At 48.3% G+C, this 19,223-nt stretch carries 20 protein-coding genes and 1 riboswitch; of the genes, 9 read left to right on the forward strand and 11 right to left on the reverse strand.

What is annotated here, in order from left to right:
* Positions 1-10: 10 nt before the first annotated feature.
* Positions 11-661, reverse strand: coding sequence for an MBL fold metallo-hydrolase (locus Q0698_RS02860; protein WP_298633548.1), 651 nt, complete (start codon positions 659-661; stop codon positions 11-13).
* A 161-nt stretch (positions 662-822) separates the two neighbouring features.
* Between Q0698_RS02860 and Q0698_RS02865 the strand changes: the two genes are divergently transcribed.
* The 4 genes from Q0698_RS02865 to Q0698_RS02880 all read left to right on the forward strand — a co-directional run bounded on the left by Q0698_RS02865 (position 823) and on the right by Q0698_RS02880 (position 4,139).
* Entirely contained in the window at positions 823-1,305 is a 483-nt protein-coding gene (locus tag Q0698_RS02865) for a DUF3806 domain-containing protein (protein WP_298633550.1), read from the forward strand.
* A gap of 20 nt (positions 1,306-1,325) precedes the next feature.
* Positions 1,326-2,630 (forward strand): Xaa-Pro dipeptidase, encoded by a 1,305-nt coding sequence (gene pepQ, locus Q0698_RS02870; protein ID WP_298633552.1) that lies wholly within the window; start codon positions 1,326-1,328, stop codon positions 2,628-2,630.
* 171 nt (positions 2,631-2,801) lie between these two features.
* A complete protein-coding gene (locus Q0698_RS02875; protein WP_298633555.1) occupies positions 2,802-3,401 on the forward strand; it encodes an acyltransferase in 600 nt (199 codons plus the stop codon).
* 129 nt (positions 3,402-3,530) lie between these two features.
* Positions 3,531-4,139, forward strand: coding sequence for a glutathione peroxidase (locus tag Q0698_RS02880; protein WP_298633557.1), 609 nt, complete (start codon positions 3,531-3,533; stop codon positions 4,137-4,139).
* A gap of 43 nt (positions 4,140-4,182) precedes the next feature.
* Here Q0698_RS02880 and Q0698_RS02885 read toward each other — a convergent pair whose 3' ends face one another.
* Positions 4,183-5,112 carry a histone deacetylase gene (locus tag Q0698_RS02885; RefSeq protein ID WP_298633559.1) on the reverse strand — a complete coding sequence of 310 codons (930 nt, stop codon included), beginning with the start codon at positions 5,110-5,112 and terminating at the stop codon, positions 4,183-4,185.
* Positions 5,113-5,210: 98 nt separating this feature from the next.
* Here Q0698_RS02885 and Q0698_RS02890 point away from each other — a divergent pair, with 98 nt between their 5' ends.
* Both Q0698_RS02890 and Q0698_RS02895 read left to right on the forward strand, forming a co-directional pair.
* Entirely contained in the window at positions 5,211-6,548 is a 1,338-nt protein-coding gene (locus Q0698_RS02890; protein WP_298633561.1) for a class II 3-deoxy-7-phosphoheptulonate synthase, read from the forward strand.
* 91 nt (positions 6,549-6,639) lie between these two features.
* A complete protein-coding gene (locus tag Q0698_RS02895; protein ID WP_298633563.1) occupies positions 6,640-7,386 on the forward strand; it encodes a helix-turn-helix transcriptional regulator in 747 nt (248 codons plus the stop codon).
* On the opposite strand, the gene Q0698_RS13325 is transcribed toward Q0698_RS02895, so the two are convergent.
* From Q0698_RS13325 to Q0698_RS02915, 5 genes are all read right to left on the reverse strand, one after another.
* Positions 7,360-7,620, reverse strand: a complete 261-nt coding sequence (locus tag Q0698_RS13325) for a cysteine-rich CWC family protein (RefSeq protein WP_366140258.1) — start codon at positions 7,618-7,620, stop codon at positions 7,360-7,362. The genes Q0698_RS02895 and Q0698_RS13325 overlap by 27 nt on opposite strands.
* Position 7,621: 1 nt before the next feature.
* The gene (locus Q0698_RS02900) at positions 7,622-9,028 is read right to left on the reverse strand and encodes a sodium-dependent transporter (protein WP_298633565.1); all 1,407 of its coding nucleotides are present in this window, start codon (positions 9,026-9,028) and stop codon (positions 7,622-7,624) included.
* Between the two features lie 88 nt (positions 9,029-9,116).
* Complete coding sequence (locus Q0698_RS02905; protein WP_298633567.1) at positions 9,117-9,344, reverse strand: hypothetical protein; 228 nt, start codon at positions 9,342-9,344, stop codon at positions 9,117-9,119.
* 8 nt (positions 9,345-9,352) lie between these two features.
* Positions 9,353-10,114, reverse strand: coding sequence for an arginine deiminase family protein (locus tag Q0698_RS02910; RefSeq protein WP_298633569.1), 762 nt, complete (start codon positions 10,112-10,114; stop codon positions 9,353-9,355).
* A gap of 11 nt (positions 10,115-10,125) precedes the next feature.
* Entirely contained in the window at positions 10,126-11,406 is a 1,281-nt protein-coding gene (locus Q0698_RS02915) for an amino acid permease (RefSeq protein WP_298633571.1), read from the reverse strand.
* A gap of 110 nt (positions 11,407-11,516) precedes the next feature.
* Between Q0698_RS02915 and Q0698_RS02920 the strand changes: the two genes are divergently transcribed.
* Positions 11,517-11,750, forward strand: a complete 234-nt coding sequence (locus Q0698_RS02920; RefSeq protein WP_298633573.1) for a hypothetical protein — start codon at positions 11,517-11,519, stop codon at positions 11,748-11,750.
* A 61-nt stretch (positions 11,751-11,811) separates the two neighbouring features.
* On the opposite strand, the gene Q0698_RS02925 is transcribed toward Q0698_RS02920, so the two are convergent.
* Positions 11,812-14,025 carry a TonB-dependent receptor gene (locus tag Q0698_RS02925; RefSeq protein ID WP_298633574.1) on the reverse strand — a complete coding sequence of 738 codons (2,214 nt, stop codon included), beginning with the start codon at positions 14,023-14,025 and terminating at the stop codon, positions 11,812-11,814.
* 296 nt (positions 14,026-14,321) lie between these two features.
* Here Q0698_RS02925 and Q0698_RS02930 point away from each other — a divergent pair, with 296 nt between their 5' ends.
* Positions 14,322-15,137 (forward strand): DUF3080 family protein, encoded by an 816-nt coding sequence (locus Q0698_RS02930; protein ID WP_298633576.1) that lies wholly within the window; start codon positions 14,322-14,324, stop codon positions 15,135-15,137.
* 115 nt (positions 15,138-15,252) lie between these two features.
* A riboswitch (TPP riboswitch) is annotated at positions 15,253-15,349 on the forward strand.
* Positions 15,350-15,404: 55 nt separating this feature from the next.
* Complete coding sequence (locus tag Q0698_RS02935; protein ID WP_298633577.1) at positions 15,405-17,435, forward strand: TonB-dependent receptor; 2,031 nt, start codon at positions 15,405-15,407, stop codon at positions 17,433-17,435.
* 173 nt (positions 17,436-17,608) lie between these two features.
* On the opposite strand, the gene Q0698_RS02940 is transcribed toward Q0698_RS02935, so the two are convergent.
* The 3 genes from Q0698_RS02940 to Q0698_RS02950 all read right to left on the reverse strand — a co-directional run bounded on the left by Q0698_RS02940 (position 17,609) and on the right by Q0698_RS02950 (position 19,024).
* Positions 17,609-17,947: a hypothetical protein gene (locus Q0698_RS02940; protein ID WP_298633579.1), complete on the reverse strand. Its 339-nt coding sequence runs from the start codon at positions 17,945-17,947 to the stop codon at positions 17,609-17,611.
* An 86-nt stretch (positions 17,948-18,033) separates the two neighbouring features.
* Entirely contained in the window at positions 18,034-18,342 is a 309-nt protein-coding gene (locus Q0698_RS02945) for a GFA family protein (protein ID WP_298633581.1), read from the reverse strand.
* A gap of 79 nt (positions 18,343-18,421) precedes the next feature.
* Positions 18,422-19,024, reverse strand: a complete 603-nt coding sequence (locus tag Q0698_RS02950) for a carbonic anhydrase (protein WP_298633583.1) — start codon at positions 19,022-19,024, stop codon at positions 18,422-18,424.
* Between the last annotated feature and the right edge of the window lie 199 nt (positions 19,025-19,223).

Below are 19,223 nucleotides of genomic sequence, written 5' to 3' on the forward strand. Positions count from 1 at the left end.
CGTCCTCAAATTAACGGTAGCGAGCATCAGCTACAAACGGGTTAGTAGCGCGCTCAGCGCCGAAGGTAGAAGTTGGGCCATGGCCCGGAATAAACTGGGTAGCATCGTCAAGCTTAAATAGCTTTTCGCGAATACTATCAATGAGTGCTTGATGGTCACTTTGGGGGAAGTCAGTTCGCCCAATTGAACCTTTAAAAATAACGTCACCAACCCAGGCTAGCTGGTTGGGTTGGGAGTGAAAAACAACATGGCCGGGGGTATGCCCAGGGCAATGGTATACGTCTAAAGTGAGATTTCCGACCGTAACTTGGTCTCGATCTTCAAGATATCGATCCGGGCGGAAAACCGTTACCGCTGGAAAACCCGCTTGGGCACACTGCAAAGGTAATTGGTCAATCCAGAATTGATCCGCCTTATGGGGCCCTTCAATTTCCACCTGGAAGTGATCCGCCACATTACGCGCTGCAGAACAGTGATCGAGATGACCATGTGTGAGTAAAACCTTTTCTATGTTTACGCCTTCCTTCTCGACCGCAGCATAGAGTTTGTTGACGTCACCGCCGGGATCCACTAACGCTGCTTTGTTAGTTTCCGTGCAGATGAGCAAGCTACAATTTTGCTGGTAGAGCGTAACGGGAATCACTACTACGCGAAGATTCATATTGTTCCTTAAATCGGACTAGCTGATTATTGTGCCAACACTATAGCGCAATGGTACGGCAAAACAACTAGGTGAGATCACCCAATTAATGCTACTCAACATCGCTTTCTGGGTTAGAATAGCTTTCAAACACAACCCAGTTTATCCAAGAGGATTAAATCGTGCGGACATTAGCTCTATTCCTTCTTTTAACCATCCCAATCGCGAGCACGGTCATCGCTGATGAGGATGTAGAGATCAAAGTGCCCTCTACCATCATGCAGCAATATTTAGCTGCGCAGCGCGACTACTTGAAGGCAGAGATTTCTGCCGCGGGTACTTGGCTAAATGGCAACGAATATGATTTAAAGACCTTTCAACGGCTTTACGATGAGGATCGAATTGATTCTACCGATCGTCGGCTGATGCAAGCAATTGGTATCTATATGGGTGATCTACTTCAGGAAGCCACCTATAACAATTTTCGCTGGGCCTCCTATGAGGACGACAAAGGTAAGAGTCGAGCATTATGCCAGCGTGAACAGACACCCTGTGTCTTCCCGTCTACACTCATCTCTCGGCGTGCTGAAGGTGGTGCGGATGTCGACTTCTACGAAATTTACCAGCGAACCCTCGAACAGCTTCAGCAGGTTCCTATCCGCTAATTAATCCAAAGAAGGCCAATATGAGCTTGTACAACGATCATTTCAAAATCATCGAGCAGCGCTTGAGTAATGCGCTCAACGCCACCCAATACGACGGAGTTGTGATTCATTCAGGATCACCTCAGAAAATCTATCTCGACGATCAAAGTTATCCCTATAAAGTCAATCCTCATTTTGCCTATTGGGTACCGATGACCGATTGCCCAGATAGCTTTGTGGCCTTTAAGCCCGGTAAGAAGCCGCTATTGATTGTCCTGCAAGCCGACGACTTTTGGCATACTCAACCACAGTTAAGCCAAGGCCCATGGCTGGAGCTATTCGAGACCACCTCAGTGCCGAACTTAGCGCAGGCCGAACAGTTACTGGCCGACTACAAACAGTGCGCATGGCTTGGCGATACTCCGCATATGCCAATCCAGTGGGGGTTTGAAACCACTAACCCCGATGATTTATTGGCCTACTTGCACTATGACCGCGCAGAAAAAACTGCTTGGGAGATAGAACTGCTCACCACCGCCAACGAAATTGCCGCCAAATCTCACTTAGCCGCGCGCGATGCATTCTTAGCCGGCGCGTCAGAGATCGATATTCACAATCAATATTTATTAGCAATGGGAGGCCCTGAATCATCCCTCCCCTACAGTAGTATTGTGGCCCTCAATAATCATGGCGCAGTGTTGCATTACGACAAATACGAAACCACTGCACCGGAACAGTCAATCGCCTTCTTGATTGACGCTGGGGCGCGTCACCATGGTTACGTCGCAGATATCACACGAACCTGGTCTGCACCGGGGCACAGTGAGTTTCAACAATTCATTGATAGGATCGATAGCGAACAGCTCGCGCTGATCGATTCACTCGCCGTCGGGCAGGCTTACGCCGACTATCACTACGATATGCATATTCGCCTTGCTAACGTTTTAGAGGATTTTAAGCTCATTAACTGCTCGGCGGATGAAGCGGTGGCTAACGGCGTCACTAAAGCCTTCTTCCCCCACGGCTTAGGACACTTGATAGGACTTCAAACTCACGATGTTGCTGGTCATCAGATAGATCATCACGGCACGAAAGCGGATACCTCAGATGGCCACCCTTTCCTTCGTTTACGTCGAGACATCACCGAAGGAATGGTGTTCACTATCGAGCCCGGCTGCTACGTCATTGACCAACTCCTCGCCCAGCACGGCGAAGCAAACGTGATCAACCAAGAACGTGTTGAATGGCTACGGCCGTATGGTGGTGTTCGCATAGAAGACACCGTCGTTATGAAAGATAACAAGCCTGTAAACCTTACTCGACCTGGTTTTGCCAAATTAGCTTAGGCCTTGCGCCTATGAATGCTGCGCCAACCAATGGTTGGCGTGGTACTTTGGCGACGTGTTGCCGATACCTATCACGATCAAGCTGCGTTAGCATAGGTCTCTTGTCCCTGGCGTATTCGCTAGGCCAAACTGATCGAAAATTCAGCACTAAAGATAACGGTATAAATAAAGATGCCAGACTATATAGCTCAACATAAAGCCCGGCTTAATCATATGCCTTGGCTCTACTACCGCCTAAAGCCTAAACACCTAATTTGGGCTAAGCCCTGGCAGGATGAAATCCAACGTACATTGGCTGAAGTCGAAACGGTACGCTTTTCCGAGCAATGCTTCATTGCAGATACCGCTAATCTTTTCGCGGAACCAGGCCGTGACATTTCTATCTCGGCAAATAGCCACATCGGCGCCGACTGCTTTCTTCACGGACCTATTACTATCGGCCGAAATGTTGGCATCAATCACGCCTGCTCTCTTGATGGAGGCGCTGGAGGGATTCGCATTGGAGACAATACCCGTATTGCTAACAACTGCTCAATTTACGCCTTTAATCACGGTATCGCTGCAGAGCGTCTAGTCCGAGATCAGCCAGTTTCGTCGATAGGGATCACGATAGGCAAAGACGTATGGATCGGCGCGCAGGTAGGCATTGTTGATGGTGTAACCATTGGCGATGGCGCCGTAGTGGCGATGCATAGCGTCATCACGAAAGATGTCCCACCCTATACCGTAGTGGGAGGAAATCCGGCTGAATATATTAAACGGCGTAGTTAAACAGAATACCAAGCATTAATAACCCTTATCACTTCATCCAAACCGACGATGACTTAGGCATAATCCGCAAGGGAAAAGGTACTGAGAGCTCTATAACATTAGCCTTTAAAATTTTTTATTGGTGAGTTCGTGACTAGCGTTAAGTCCCTTGTTTTTTGGTTGATCATTGCCTGTTCCGCATTCGGCACCTCCGCCCATGCCGAGAGCGAATGTGGGATACTGGACCAAAATGTTCGTCTACTCGCCTCGGACGACGTCCGTAATCTCTGTCACGATTACCCTGCGAAACTCTACTTAATCGTTAATACCGCCTCAGAATGCGCGTTCACGCCTCAATACGAGGAACTCGAATCCCTGTATCAGGACTATGCCAGTCGCGGGTTGATGATTTTTGGCTTTCCGTCTAACGATTTCTTAAATCAGGAGCCAGCGGATGAAGACGAGATTCAGAGCTTTTGTACCACAAATTTTAACGTCACCTTTCCGATGTTCGAAAAGACCATAGTGACCGGGCCAAATCCTTCTCCCCTTTATGCGGATCTCGCAGTAGAGTTCGGAGAGCCAAGATGGAATTTTTACAAGTACCTAGTCAACGCGGATGGGGTGGTTATCAAACGCTTCACAAGCATTGCGCGTCCTGAAAATAGCCGTTTTCGAGCAACAATTGATGAGATTCTTCGCTTAATCGAAGAGGACGAGAAAATGAAGCAGGATGCTGCGAACGAAGATTCCATGTAAACTGAGCTATCGGATAACTTAACCTCGCTACTACCCTGACAATTTAAACGTCTCGCTCCCATAGCTCCAAGGCAGATTCGACTACCATTGCATGGCGAATACTTAACGCCTCTCGATCATCGTCATAGCCACCACCAATCACCGTCGCGATAGGCACCTCCCCATATAACGCCCCTAAGACGTTGCGCTCACGCTGTCGAAGCCCCTCTGCCGTGATATTTAACCTTCCTAGCGGATCGTCAACAAATACATCGACTCCCGCGTCGTAAATGACTAAATCTGGCTGAAAGGAGTTCATCGCCATCTGCAGTGTACTATCGACCATAGCAAGATACTCTTCATCGCCAAGCCCTACCGGCAAACCGATGTCGATAGAAGAGGATTGCTTCCGCACCGGAAAATTCTTCTCGCAGTGAATGCTAACGGTATGAATATTTGGACAATCATGAAGAATCGCCGCAGTACCGTCGCCCTGGTGGACATCGAGGTCGAAGATTAGCACCGATTCTACTCCCCAATTCTCCACAGCTTTTAGTGCCGCGATAGCCATATCATTAAAGATACAGAAACCCGAGGCAAAGTTTCGGTGAGCATGGTGGGTGCCGCCTGCCAAGTGACAGGACACACCGTGCTCAAGCGCCAACTCCACCGTACGTATCGTTCCAGCTGGCGAAAGTAGTGTGCGATTTAGCAGCCCCTCGCTCCAGGGAACTCCTAAGCGTCTTAGGGCTTTCTTATCCAAGCGATTATGGATAAATGCTTCAACATATTCACAATCGTGGGCTCGAAGTAGGTCACTCATCAAAACACGATCGGGCTGATGCAGCTGCATTTTGTGTAATGTTTCTGATGACTCAAGATAACGGTATAACAATTGAAACTTACTCATTGGAAAGCGATGCTTCGATGAGAACTCAAAACTATAATCCGGGTGCCATACTGCCGGTAAGCGGTAGTTTTCTATTAATTTCAATCACATCCCCTCTGTTACTATTTGGTGAAATCCGCTATGAAAAAGATCAAGTGCTCGTGCATAATAGCCACCAATAGAAATTTAGTGTAGGTATTAACGTGGCTAAATCCTGGAGTGCCGATAGCTGGCGCCAATACCCTGCTCAGCAGCAGGCAACATACCCTGACCCTAACGCCTTGGCGAACACTGCTGCTCAACTGGCAGCGGCTCCGGCGTTAGTTAGCTATGAAGAATGCCAGCAGTTAAAGGGACAACTTGCAAAAGCCTGTAATGGCCAAGCCTTTCTTCTCCAGGGTGGTGATTGCGCCGAGACCTTTGATGCCTTTTCCCAGCAAGGTATCCTTTCTACGTTCAAAATTCTTCTGCAGATGGCAATCGTGCTAACTCAAGGCACCGGTAAACCCGTGGTTAAAGTCGGTCGAATTGCCGGACAGTTTGCGAAACCAAGATCGCGTGACACCGAAACCATCAATGGTGTCTCCCTTCCCTCATTTCGCGGTGACATGATCAATGGCCTAGCGTTCGATAAACAGAGTAGAGAACCCGATCCAAAGCGACTTACCGAATGCTATTTCCAATCGGCGGCAACGTTAAACCTCCTGCGAAGCCAAGCATCAAGTGGTACCGCGTCATTAGACCATGTTCAGCAATGGAACGAAGGCTTCATCGAACGCTCTGCTTTGGCCAAACAGTACAGTGTTATCGCTGCCCAAGTGAAGGCGAGCCTGGACTTTATGGCGGCCTGTGGAATCCGGGCCCACGATGATTCAGCACTTAGTCGGATTGATTTCTTTACCTCCCACGAAGCTTTGCACTTGGAATACGAAAATTCGCTCATGCGCCAACACAATGATCGTCACTTTATTAGTAGTGGTCATATGCTCTGGATTGGCGACCGAACCCGACAGCTGGCTGGTGCTCATGTAGAAATGCTATCCGGCGTCGATAATCCCATTGGCTTGAAAGTCGGCCCCTCGATGACGCCCGATGAGCTCATTCAACTGATTGATAAGCTCAACCCTCAAAATGAGCCAGGGAAATTAACGCTGATAACAAGAATGGGGGCTGATAACATCGGGACGATACTCCCACCGCTCGTTGAGCGTGTTACTCAAGCTGGAGCTAAGGTGCTTTGGAGTTCAGACCCTATGCACGGTAACACTCATAGTTCTTCAACCGGTCTCAAAACGCGCTCTTTTGATCGTATTCTCTCTGAAGTTAGACAGTTTTTGGCCATCCATAAAGCCGCAGGCACTCATGCCGGAGGCATTCATTTAGAGATGACCGGACAACACGTCACCGAGTGTATTGGTGGTTTATCCGACCTTCGTGATGAGGACCTTCCGAATCGCTATCAAACCGCCTGTGACCCGCGTCTTAACGCCGACCAAGTGCTAGAAATGGCGTTTATCCTGGCCGATGAGTTAACCGCATAGTCCACTAGTCAAGGCTAAACTTTTAGGTGGTTGCGGACGGATAACGCTACTACCTAAGATGCCCACTCAATTTTTCTCTAGAGTGAGCATCATGGTTCAATTTTCATATTTTCAGCACCGGTTATCTAAGTTTCAATCAGTTCAAGAGGCGGCCGTAATTTTTCAGGACTACTGCTTAGCTCAAGGCTTTGAACATTGTATTTTTCAGCCGCAAATCGGTGATCTCAGTCCCCTGCGAAACACTTATCAGACGCTAATGGCTAGCTTTGGGTGGCATGAATTTGATACTCAACAGTGGAATCGCTTCGGGTTTGATCAACAGGCCGACTTAATCCAACATCTATCCACCAGTCGCCAACCCTTTGCTTTTAATGTCGATGGGATTCAAAGCTATTGGCATAAGCGTCGTGACTTTGATCTTATTCGTGCAATATTTCGGCGCTATGAAATCAAACAGGGAGTGGTTGTTCCGCTGCACCAACCGCTGAACTCATTGGGCTACGTGGTGCTTTTTACCCAGCGCAGTTTAGACTTACAACCGTTCGTAGAACAGCATCGTTCGGAACTTTCAATTATCAGTCATTGCTTCTTAGAAAAGCTAATTGAACTAAGCCAGATGGATGAACAACAGGTTGAGCTCTGTGGTCTCTCGCAGAAAGAATGGGAATGCCTCCACTTAGCTGCACAGGGAATGACCGAAAAGGAAATGGCCGGTAGACTGGCTCGTTCAGCGGATACAATCAAGTTCCACCTTCGCAATGCTGCCCGAAAGCTCGCCGCTAAAAATCGAACTCAAGCTGTCGCAAAAGCTTTAAAGTTTGGCATCATCCGTCCGTAACAATTTATCTTCGCGTTGAATCGAGCATGGTTGATTTATCAAATCAGCGATGCGCGCCAAACAGGCTTCACAGACACAAATCTGTGCAACCGATGGCTCAACGCTTTCAAGCAACGCTCGCTCTAAACGCGCGGAATCAACGGTGTAGTTCATACACCAACAACGTGATTGGTCAACTCCACATAGATTAGCACTCTGGCAAAGAGGACAATTAGCAGAGCCAACCGACGTCATCTTACGAGAAGAACTTCGTCAACACGGTATTAACGAAGATAACCGCCAGAACCAATGGTATGAAGCCACTTAAGGCAAAATTCATGTATCGGTCATACCAAGACATTGCTCGATCCGCAGCCCCTTCATGAAGCGCCTTCTGAAAATTCGCCTTCTTCCACTTGTACATCACGAACAGACATACGAGCAGGCCGTTCAACGGCAGAATAGTGTCGTAGAAAATGTCGTAAATGACGTCAAATAGTGACTTATCAGCACCGGAGTAAAATACGAATTGCGTAAAGAAGTCACTCAGGCCAAATGACATCGAAGCTGCCGCACCGAAAGCCCCAAGTAACAATACCATGAAGGCGATTGAGCGCTTACGATTCATGGCTCGGCGCTCACTCATCGCTGAAAGAGGCACCTCAATAATGGAAACCAAACTAGTAATCGCTGCTACGAGGACGAGTAAGAAGAATACGCAGGCAATGGTACTTGCCCAGAAAACACCTACATCAGCCTGTAATGCGACAAAAATCTTCGGCAGGAAACTAAACATCAACGACACCGATGACTCCGATAGCTCTGCGGTATTAATCTGCGGATCAAAAGAGAAAATGGCAGGTAGAATGAGTAAACCCGCACTGAATGCTACCAAAGTATCTGTCAACGCCACCAGCTTAGCACTTTGCTTTATATCAGTATTACGATCCATATAAGAACCATAGGTAATTAAGATACCCATACCCAGACTCAACGAGAAAAAAGCCTGGCTAAGTGCACCACTAATCACTGACGGCGTGATCTTACTCACGTCCGGAATCAGATAGAAGCTAACACCGGCCATTGCATTAGGAAGCGATAAGGTATAGATCACCATCGCTATGAGCATGACGAACAGTGCCGGCATTAATAGTTTCGCGGCGCGTTCAATTCCGTCCTTTACCCCACCCGCAAGAATCGCAAAAACAATGACACCTACGACTGCTAGATAACCAAACACCGCCTCACTAGAAATAAACGAGCCAAAATAGGCAGGGTCCGCAAGCGATTCTAAGTCGCCGCCAATAATTGCGGTGAAATACCCCAAAATCCAGACGGTAATCACTGAGTAGAACACGGCAATCATGAACGGCGTTAATACACCAATAACGCCAGCGAAGCCCCACACCGGGCCCGAACCACCTAGCGAGGAATAAGCTTGGCTGGGATCTTTTTGACTGGTTCTACCCATGGTTAATTCTGCCATCATAATTGGCAGACAAATGAACGCGACAAAGATCGCATAGACCAACAGAAATGCACCGCCGCCGTTCTTAGCTGCAGCCACTGGGAAGCCGACCAAATTACCAATACCAACGGCTGAACCTGCCGCTGCTAGGACGAACCCTAGGCGTGAACCAAAGTGCTCTCGAGAAACTGTCATGTAAAAACCTTTCTTATAATTGTAATTGCAACATGCTTAACACTAACTCTAACACGCACTTTCTTAGCAGTGTAGTGCCAGTGTTTGATTAGCCTTCCGATGTTGACTCGTCGCCCACCACTAGTGAATTACCATCCCACGAATGAGTTGGGTCCGGCATAAATGTCAAACCACCAGCACTAGACGGATTAGGGTTAAACGCAACTAGCCAACCGCCTGGTACCGCAGCGCGTGACAAGCCGTGTGGACCACCGTCACTTCGCAATGGATTCCACGCTACCGTGCCCTCATAATCTGGTTTGGTATTAAATCCCATAATAACTCCTAAAATCGCAAGCTAAGGCAGCTTAGACCGCCATCAATTTTTCTAAATTCGGAGGTATCGACACGAACCACTGGGTAACCGAGCTGCTCCACCAATTTTGCCGTCTTATCGAAACCCGAGGGGACAATTACCGTACCATTAATCCACAGTGAATTCGCCGCGTATTCTTCACCGATCGGTATTTCAAAACACTCATATTGAGAAAAGGCCGGGTGATTAACGAACTCGCCGCAGACTAGCATTTGGTTATTGCTCAGGTAGTTAACACCGGTTTTTAGATGCAGCATCTCCGCCATCTCAACACTAATTACCTCTACACCATACGGGGCGAAGATTGCGCTTAACTGCGCCACACCTGCTTCATTGGTTCGCGCTGAAAGCCCTACATAGAGTTTACGCTCAACACGCATAATATCGCCTGCCTCAAGCGTGCCGGGAGCGACAATGGTGTGCACTTCGCTAAAGAGCTGATTAATTGTGTCTTTCATGAAGGCGACTTCAGGTTCGCGACTCGCTGCACCGGGCCGAGTTAGGACGGCTACGTCATCAACCAGTAATGCCACATCTTCTACGAAGGTGGCATCGGCTAGTTCATTCAGCGCAGGGAGTTGAGTTACCGATAGACCTAAAGCATTTAGGGTGCTGACGTATGCTTGGTGTTGCACTACCGCGTTATCGTAGTTCGGCGTACCGAGACTTGCGCCCGTTAAACCTTCACTAATTGAACGAGAAGGTTTACGAACGATGGCTTGTTTAAACATCTTGATATTCTCTATTTTTGTTTGCCAAATTTTAACGCAAAATAGAGTGGCATCCCAGCCAGCAACAACAATGCCCCCAAATACACGGTTTCTGCACCCGACCCCACTACCGCAAAGATTGCATAGGCCAATGCAAGGACAGCGACAAGCACCTTTAAGGGCTTCATTGTGCCATTACGACGTTGAAGAACTAAGTCAGCTAACGCGCAAACTGCATAGGGCAGAATGACCATCAGTGTTGATAATTTAATAATCCAGGTAAACGCGCTGACTAAGTCATCGCTATAGTTCATTGCTACGAACACTGCAGCGAGCACCGATGCCGTCAATAAACCCGTAGTCGGCACACCGCGTTGGTTGAGGCTTGCAAAGCTTTTCGGGAATATACCATCCTTAGCTAAAGCAAGCGTCATCTGCCCGCTAAAAAGAATAAGCGCGTTGAGGGCACCCGCAATGGCCACCAGTGCACCCAGACCAATTAGCCAAGCGCCGATAGGCCCAAATAGGATAAGCGCGGCATCGGTGAACGGCGAGGTGGAAACCGCTAACTGCTCTGCAGGAATCAGCAACTGAACACCGTAAGTGGCTAAGATATACACGGCTGTCGCGGTCAAAGTACCGACTACTAAGGCAATTGGAATAGTACGTTGAGGGTTAACGGTATCCTCGGCTGGAATCGTGGCAGACTCCACGCCAATAAACGCCCACATAATAAGCAAAGCCATGGAGGATAGCATCGCGACCGAAGACTGATTGTCCGGGTTAAGCGGTTCTACTGCTTCCCAATCCCCTGCGCTAAAGCCCACAAATCCAACTAAGACAAGTGGTACTAATTTCAGTAAGGTTGTGACTAATTGCACCACACTAGCGGATTCAACACCTCGGCAATTTACAAAGCAGAGAATAGCAATGATTCCCAGCGCCACGGCAAGCTGCCCAACGGCTCCCAGATTTCCACCCATCAGCGTATCGGTATACCCCGCGAACGCGATCGCAACTGCTGAGACACCGCTCCAAAGTGATATCCAATAGCCAAAGGCAATGAGAAAACCAACAAAGGGACCAAAGGCCTCACGGGTAAAGGCGTAAGGTCCGCCGACCTTTGGATAGCGACTCGCCAGCGATGCTAGCGACAAAGCGATGAAAAGCGTACCGGTCCCGGCAAACATCCAACCCCATAGACTATTCGCGCCATAGGGGGCTAGCACTGCGGGAAGCAGAAACACACCCGAACCGACCATCGTACCTACTACCAGCGCCCACGAACGCCAGACTCCTACCGATTTAGTCATCTACCCTTTCCCTTAATAAATAGTTATTAGCTGCGATTATAGAGCCATTTTAGAAAATATCATCTACGCTGTGTTAACCAATAGCAACACAACGTTAGTAGGACATTTGTATGCGCAAGGTAACTCTTAATTTCATCGGGGATCGTTCCGAGAACATGGCCGAAGCTTTTTACACTTGGCTGCTAGATGGTGGGCTTGAAGATACACTCATAGAGGGGCTCTCCACGGAAGACGTAGAACTCGACGGTGTTATAGACTTTGATAACCAGAATTTAGAAGTGGTGCTAGCCAGTTATCTCGTCGAAGACCCTGCGGATGAAAATGAGCCCACTGAGGAAAACTAGCGCTACAAAAAAGGCCGCTCATCTCTGAGCGGCCCCTGGGTATCTGCGCTAGCGTAATGAATTAGAACTTATAGTCAACGCCTACTGTGAACGAGCGAGGCATGTTAGCTCTAGCGCCGTAGGGGCTGCGAGAGACAATGGCGCGTTCGTCCAGCAGATTGTCGATATTCATATACAAGTCCGCTCTGTCAGTCATTGCGTAGTGCGCGGAAGCGTCAAGAGAAAACTGATCATCGAGCCGTGAAAACTCATCACCAATTCGGTTGCAACCAGTCTCCACACAAGCGCCTTCAACGTATGAAGCGCGAAGGTAACCCGATATCCCCGTCGCTCCATCCACCAGCCCAACCGTTGCCGACAACTGATTTGCAGGGATATAGGCCCATTCATCACCACTCACATCCGTGGAACCATTCACACCTTCCGTTACTTCGGCCTGAGTATAGGTATAGGCAACGCCTATCGGCATGGCGAGACGATTAAACTGCGCCGTTGTATCAGCTCGGAACTCGACACCAACAACTTCTGATTCACCCAAGCTTAAGGAACCTTGAGTATCGCCATTGTCACACGGATAAGCGTTCGAGCAGTACTGCACGGTATTGGCGTAATCACTGTAGAAGCCAATCATTGAGACTTCGGTATCTGCCGCTGCCCAGCGTGCACCAAATTCATAGTTAGTTGAGGTCTCCGGTGCATCCGGCTTAGTGGAGCCACCTGAAATAGGTGTCATGCCCTGCTGAACACCACCAAGGACTGTCCAAGCGTCACTCAACTTATAGCTCGCTGACGTACCAAATAACCACTCGTTAGCATCGTTGCTTGTTCGGGCCGGATCGTTGACTCGATCATTATCGCTAAAGGTTCGTCGACTCACTTCCATATCTTCGTTACGAATCGAAACATTAACGTTTAGCGCCTCAGTCACTTGAATATCATCAATGAGCCACATTGCTAGCGCGTCGGCAGTTTCAATACGATTATTCGAACCTGTTACACTACCCGCAGTAGAATCGACAAAGACGAGCTCACCATTAATCTGCGCGTAGCTCTCAACAGGCTGAAAACGATCCATTTCGTCGCTATGATCGCGAACACCAAAACGAACGTCGTGATGCATTCCACCTAGCTCGAACATGCCATTGACTACTAACTGGACGCCCTCTGAAAGATAAGCACGATTATTATGTTTGATATCAATATCGGCGATATCAGCCGTTCCATCCAACCAAGAGCGGTAGAGCGCTGCGTCCGCACTATTCGAGTTAATCGCGCCCATAATCGAGCTACCTGACACCCCATTGATCTTATCTACTTTGAACCAATCGCGTTGGAATTCATTACGATAAGCCAGTGCGCTCACATTAAATCCAGGGGTTAGTCGAATTTGGTAGTTTACTGAGTAACTATCACGGCTGTTATCCATTTCGTCTAATTCAGTCAGACCGTAGCGGCGATTCGGATCTTCGTCGAAATCACTATCTGTCAAACCGAAGTATGACATGTTCGAAGTCTCTTCAGCGTATTGGTACTTAACATCAAGCTGATGATAAACCTTGCCCGGAATATTATCGCTGTGCACTCGGAACTTAGCCGTTACATCATTCTTATCGAAGCCCGTGTCTTGATCGCTGCGATCGATGTCTTGGAAACCACCCGATTGGTAGTTTTGCGCTTCAAGCATCCAACCTACATTAGCACCGTGACCGCCCACGTTAGCTAACGCACGGTAGGTATCAAAGGAACCCGCTTCAACATTAGCGCGGGCCTCAAAACCCGCTTCAGGAATTTGTGCCGAAACGAGGTTCAGTACGCCGCCAATAGTCGCTGGGCCATACTCTAGAATTGGCGAACCCTTCAGAACCTCAACCCCAACCATGCGGCTGGTCGTTGGAAAGTAATAAGCCTCGGGATTCGAATATGGCGCGGGAGCGACTAACACACCATCTTCAAGGATGGTTACCTTGCTGCTACGCGACGTACCGGTACCACGAATACCAATGTTAGGACGAAGGCCCCACCCTTCCTCAGCCGCCGCGTAAACCCCGGGCGCATCTAAAAGAATCTTGTTAATATCTCTGCTATGGAAAATTTCCAAAGCTGCTTCATCCAGTACAATTGCTGAGGAAGAAGTGTCCTTAGTACGGTTTTCTTGACCAATAACGGTGGTTTCTTCTAAATACAGGTTAGCGCTTTGAAGGTCGGGTGCAGCATGAACCAAGCCGACTGTTGTAAATAAACTAATCGCTAAGCTCAGTTGATTACGTACTAACATAAAGACTGTTTTCTCCAATGGGTGGTGATGTGAATTTCTTAAACTTTCCAAATGATAATGATTATCAACAACATAAGCAAGTGATAATAATTATCATTCGTAGATTTAGTGTAGCACTCCTACTCACGCTCGTTGCAGGATGTACTGAAAAATCGTCGAGAGAAAGTGATTGGGATAGCTATATTGAACAATTAACATCTATCACTAACAAAAATAAGGAAAATAAATTAATAATCATCCCACCTAATACCTGGGTGGTAGCACACATAGAACCGATGGCTGAGAATAGTCCCAGTATGAGCCTGATCGAATTTTGGCAACTCAAGGCCTGCGAGCTCCATCAGACCATCGCGGAACGAAACTCTGGCCTCGGAAGGTTTCAGCAATCGTCGCAGAAACTACTTTATGAATTAGCCGTTATTGACCAAATCCCTCGCTGCGTACTCATCATTCAAGCGGAGTTTCCTGAGTTAGCAGCTGAACTAAAACTGCTTAGAGCTAATAAGCTAAAAGCATTACCAGCAAGCATCTATCAGGCAACGATTAATGGGCCTGAGTGGGCCCGACTCCACAGTAACTTGCAAACTGAGGCGCTCAATATTGCCTCGGCCCTGAGCGCGCTTCGACAACTAGCAGGGTTTTCTGAACAGTGGATTCGCGGTGACTTCTCTCAGTCAACCAGTAACGTTGAAGTGCTGCTAGGGCAAATTTATCACTCCAATGCTGCCAGCTATCTCTTACGATTTGCTCAACGAGAATTGGCCTACTATCAACTTGCCAACCAGACCTTTATCAGCCAGCTTGCTGCGGCGCCGCTTTGTCTTCAACCTTCTCCCACGCGCAAGGCTCGGCGGTTTCACGGGCTTGTTACCCACTATTTCAACCACAACATCCAGCAAACTGGGAGCACAACACTACAAACTTGGCGTGAGCTTAATGAAGTCCTTACTCGTATCGAGACGTCCCTTCCGGGATTAATATCAAGCCAACAGCAAGCCTACATTGACCATCGTCACAACGTACAAACTTCGCTCGTTGCAGCCCAGAGGGACCACGCAAGAATGGCTACTGAGCTATTAGCGCAATGTGGCTTGGCGGTCAATTCCGGGTAGCGCTATCCACAAGTGCGCCAAGGAAGACGTTTACGACTCGCTCTAGTTAGCGTGACTTTGACTTGCGACCGAGCGATTGAAACGTTATGATTTCGCCGTTGATTGCGAGATCAATCAACTACCTAAGGGGTGGCTCAGCCTGAGATGTCTATGACAAACCCTTTGAACCTGATCCGGGTGATACCGGCGTAGGAATAGGTCTCTTTGCTTGCATTGTCCTGCTATACGTCTATCCGGGTTTTCTGTCTGCTATTTTTGGAGAAAACCATGAAGTCTGCTCGAACTAATTTCGTTGTCGCGATACTTTCACTCGCCGCGGCCCCCTCCCTTCTCGCCCAAGCTATTGAAGAAATCGTGGTCACCGCGAACCATTCTGACCGCCTACTTAGCAACACCGAAGCATCAACCTCTGTGGTGGGTGCCGATGAGATTAATCAGCGCCAAGCTACTAACTTGGCTGAAGCCCTTGGCAGTTTAGCTAACGTTAACTTTGCCTCAGGCGGCTCTAATCCTCGCTTCTTTCAAATTCGCGGTATCGGTGCCCGTTCCCAGTTTGTAGAACCGCTTAACCCATCCGTAGGATTAGTAGTTGATGGTATTGAGATGAGTGGTTTAGCGGCTGGTGCCAACCTAATCGACACCCAGCAGATTGAAGTACTTCGCGGGCCTCAAGGTACCTTTCATGGCGCGAATGCACTAGCCGGCCTAGTCTACGTCGCGGGTAACCGCGCGCAGCAGGAATCGTCATTCGCCCTTGAGTTAGGCGCATCACGGTTCAATACACGGGAGATCGGCTTAACTGCTAATACCGCATTGACCGAAGAGTTGGCCGTTCGTGTCGCAGCCAAAAAGCTAACTAGCGACGGTTACTATTACAATTATTATACAGACGATGATACTCAAAATCGTGACGAGCAAAGTCTTCGCCTAGCCGTTGATTACTCTCCTACGGCAACTTCCGAGTATCGATTCACAGCCTACTATCTTGATATGGATAACGGCTACGACGCCTTTAACTTCGATAACGACTATGCAACTCAATCGGACCAGCCGGGCGTAGATCAACAACAAACTAGCGCCGCATCGCTGGCGGCTACCCATAACGGTTTTTCAAGTGTAAATGTTGAATGGAATATCGCCGCTCAACAATCGGACCTTCTTTATGCCTATGACGAAGACTGGTCTTACGTTGGTTTCCACCCTTGGGAGTACTCCAGCTATGATGCCTACGCTAGAGACTCAGACTCCTATAATGGTACGCTGCGAATTCGTTCGAAGGACGACGCCCCACTCGATTGGACCGTGGGCATTTATACCGCTCAGCGTGGCACGGATTTGCGCCGCGAATACACTTACCTAGCAGCTCCGTTCTCATCCAGCTTTGATGCCACCACTCGCGCGCTATTCGGTGAAACGACCTTCGCCTTGAACGACTACTCTCGTCTCCTTGTGGGTGCCCGAGTTGAGCAGTGGGATGCGGATTATAGTGATTCAGACGGCATCTCCAGTGCACCATCAGAGACGATGTGGGGCGGTAAGCTCTCCTATGAATGGCTACTATCGGACGACAATCGCTTCTATGCCCTCGTATCGCGTGGTTATAAAGCTGGCGGCTTCAATAGCAGCACCGAGCTTCCCGAAGCCCTTCGCAGCTACGAAACCGAGACGCTCTGGAACACTGAGTTAGGTCTTATCGGTAACGGAGCGCAACTCGACTATCGCGTCGGCATCTTCCGCCAGGATCGCGAAGCTGTGCAGATTAAAGCTTCTCGCTTGATTCTTCGCCCTGACGGCAGTACTCAGTTTGTGGATTACACGGATAACTCAGCCGAAGGGATCAGCTACGGCATCGAGGCCGATACCCAGTGGCGGATTAACCCTTCATTAGAATTACTTGCCAATATCGGCCTGCTTCACACCGAACTTGACGATGTATCATCCGGTTTACGCAACCGTGAATCTGCACACGCACCAAGCTATAGTGCCTCCGTAGATTTGGACTATCAGCTATCCGCGTCAATCAGTGGACGTATCGGTCTAGAAGCTAAGGACTCATTCTACTTTTCAACCCGCCATGAGGCGCAGTCGGAAAGCTATGTGCTCTTAAATGCCAGTTTGAATTGGTCATTACGCAATTGGGATATTCGACTTTGGGCGAAGAATTTGACGGATGAGGAAACGCAAACGCGTGGCTTCGGAAGCTTTGGTAATAATCCAGCTAATGGCTATATCACTGAGACCTACGTGCAACTCGGTGCACCGCGTCAGATTGGTGTCAGTGCAAAGGCTGAGTGGTAGTTAAGTTAAGCTAAACTAAACTAACGAGTGCTCCTGCGCTCGTTAGTTTGCCGCTAAGCCCGAATTCGACGCTTTGGCCTAATTTAATGAGTAAGATCATTGAACGAAAGTGCGAAGAGAAAGCGTTGCCAAACTGAGCATCCTATAAAGAATGCACTGATCCAGCCTGTTAATCAATCGTCGCGATTGTCCGCTTTGGTAAAGATAGTGCCGAATTTTTGATAACATTGGAAACTCGTCAACGCGACGAATACCTGACCTAACGATGAATAGAAGTAATGGCTGCTTGGGATTCCGTTGATCAACAACTGCACCGCATACATCGCTACTACTGTACCCAAAACCCAGTAACTCACTTCGTTACGCCACGCTGAATTAAACGGCTCCAAGGCCAGGATTTTTGCCTTGCAATGCGGGCAGACTAAGCGCTTTTGATTGCCCTTCCGCTCGTGATTGAGTGCCACACCGTCTAAACGGAAATGGGTGGTACATGCTCCACACAAATAACGCATGAGATCCTCTATTAAGCGAAATCCAGTTAATTTAACTATAACGCAGCGTCGTTGGCTTTTCTCAACTTTTTAATGCGAGAAAACACCTAGTCAATCCATTCAATATGTTCATTGTGCGGCAGCCAGGCAGGTCGTCGATCATTATAGATTGCAGCAGAAGGCTGCCAGAGCTCAGTTTGGTCAATAACACCCAGTGGGATAATCACTTGGTCTACCAGCGCTGAGTGCCTGTACTTAATGGTACTTCCGCACGCAGGGCAAAAATCAAAAATTATTTCTGCTCCGTCTTCCGAGCAACGACGATAGGAATGAGTACTACCTTCAAAGGTAACGTCTGAACACAAAAACCGTGCTTGGGTAGACAAAACTGAGCCAGTTCGCTTTCTGCAGCTCATGCAATAGCAAACCGAAACACGTTGTGGCTCAGCAATGATTTCACCACAGCATGCTCCACAACTGCAGCTCAGTCCAATACTAGACATCGATAAAACTAACGCACCCAGTCTCCAGCGAATACTCAGCTCCCACAATAGTTAGCCGACCATCTGCTAGTAGCTGCTTGATGATATCTGAGCCATTCTTAAGGTTTTGTACTGATGCTAAAATGTTCGCTCTAACTGCTTCCTCTAAGCGATCCTCGGGAGCTAGGCTATGATCGCAACCAATCACTGCAGGACGGATACGTTCAACAATAGACTTCAGATTATCGCTCCGCCCTGACGAGGGGTCATCCAAGGCTTGTAAGGTTGCCTCAACAGCACCACAGTTAGAATGCCCCATCACAACTACTAGCGGTGTGCCAAACATTTCGGCCGCATACTCGATGCTACCAATCTGAGACGGGGCTACAATATTACCCGCAACACGGATAACGAATAGATCGCCCAAACCCTGGTTAAAGATAATTTCCGCCGGAACTCGTGAGTCCGAACAGCCTAAAATAATGGCGAAGGGAAATTGTCCAGCTATCAGCTCCAATCTTCGTTCGATACTTACTTTACCTACGGAACGACGTTCCGTAACGAATGAAGTGTTGCCGGCTTTTAGACGATCAAGGCCCTGTTTGGCTGTTATCATAGTCTTTCAGTACTCCAAATTCTGTTCTATCTATATGGCGCGCTAGCTGTCCAAGGGAAGCATGACCAATTAGTCACAATACTACCACAGCTTTTAAATCCATGGACACTATAAGTTTTTTTAGAAGGCTAATATTACAGAATTTACGAAGAGATTAGTGACAATCAAAGAAATTAGCTGAACTTATTACCTATCGACT

The sequence above is a fragment of the uncultured Umboniibacter sp. genome (assembly GCF_947497555.1).
Classification (GTDB): domain Bacteria; phylum Pseudomonadota; class Gammaproteobacteria; order Pseudomonadales; family DSM-25080; genus Umboniibacter.

What these genes read in the sequence shown, in the direction of transcription:
- Q0698_RS02860 (WP_298633548.1), bottom strand. Translation starts at nt 661, where the DNA reads ATGAATCTTCGCGTAGTAGTGATTCCCGTTACGCTCTACCAGCAAAAT.
- Q0698_RS02905 (WP_298633567.1), bottom strand. Translation starts at nt 9,344, where the DNA reads ATGGGATTTAATACCAAACCAGATTATGAGGGCACGGTAGCGTGGAAT.
- Q0698_RS02930 (WP_298633576.1), top strand. Translation starts at nt 14,322, where the DNA reads ATGAGCCTGATCGAATTTTGGCAACTCAAGGCCTGCGAGCTCCATCAG.
- Q0698_RS02925 (WP_298633574.1), bottom strand. Translation starts at nt 14,025, where the DNA reads ATGTTAGTACGTAATCAACTGAGCTTAGCGATTAGTTTATTTACAACA.
- pepQ (WP_298633552.1), top strand. Translation starts at nt 1,326, where the DNA reads ATGAGCTTGTACAACGATCATTTCAAAATCATCGAGCAGCGCTTGAGT.
- Q0698_RS02945 (WP_298633581.1), bottom strand. Translation starts at nt 18,342, where the DNA reads ATGAGCTGCAGAAAGCGAACTGGCTCAGTTTTGTCTACCCAAGCACGG.
- Q0698_RS02910 (WP_298633569.1), bottom strand. Translation starts at nt 10,114, where the DNA reads ATGTTTAAACAAGCCATCGTTCGTAAACCTTCTCGTTCAATTAGTGAA.
- Q0698_RS02875 (WP_298633555.1), top strand. Translation starts at nt 2,802, where the DNA reads ATGCCAGACTATATAGCTCAACATAAAGCCCGGCTTAATCATATGCCT.
- Q0698_RS02900 (WP_298633565.1), bottom strand. Translation starts at nt 9,028, where the DNA reads ATGACAGTTTCTCGAGAGCACTTTGGTTCACGCCTAGGGTTCGTCCTA.
- Q0698_RS02935 (WP_298633577.1), top strand. Translation starts at nt 15,405, where the DNA reads ATGAAGTCTGCTCGAACTAATTTCGTTGTCGCGATACTTTCACTCGCC.
- Q0698_RS02915 (WP_298633571.1), bottom strand. Translation starts at nt 11,406, where the DNA reads ATGACTAAATCGGTAGGAGTCTGGCGTTCGTGGGCGCTGGTAGTAGGT.
- Q0698_RS02920 (WP_298633573.1), top strand. Translation starts at nt 11,517, where the DNA reads ATGCGCAAGGTAACTCTTAATTTCATCGGGGATCGTTCCGAGAACATG.
- Q0698_RS02895 (WP_298633563.1), top strand. Translation starts at nt 6,640, where the DNA reads ATGGTTCAATTTTCATATTTTCAGCACCGGTTATCTAAGTTTCAATCA.
- Q0698_RS02950 (WP_298633583.1), bottom strand. Translation starts at nt 19,024, where the DNA reads ATGATAACAGCCAAACAGGGCCTTGATCGTCTAAAAGCCGGCAACACT.
- Q0698_RS13325 (WP_366140258.1), bottom strand. Translation starts at nt 7,620, where the DNA reads ATGACGTCGGTTGGCTCTGCTAATTGTCCTCTTTGCCAGAGTGCTAAT.
- Q0698_RS02940 (WP_298633579.1), bottom strand. Translation starts at nt 17,947, where the DNA reads ATGCGTTATTTGTGTGGAGCATGTACCACCCATTTCCGTTTAGACGGT.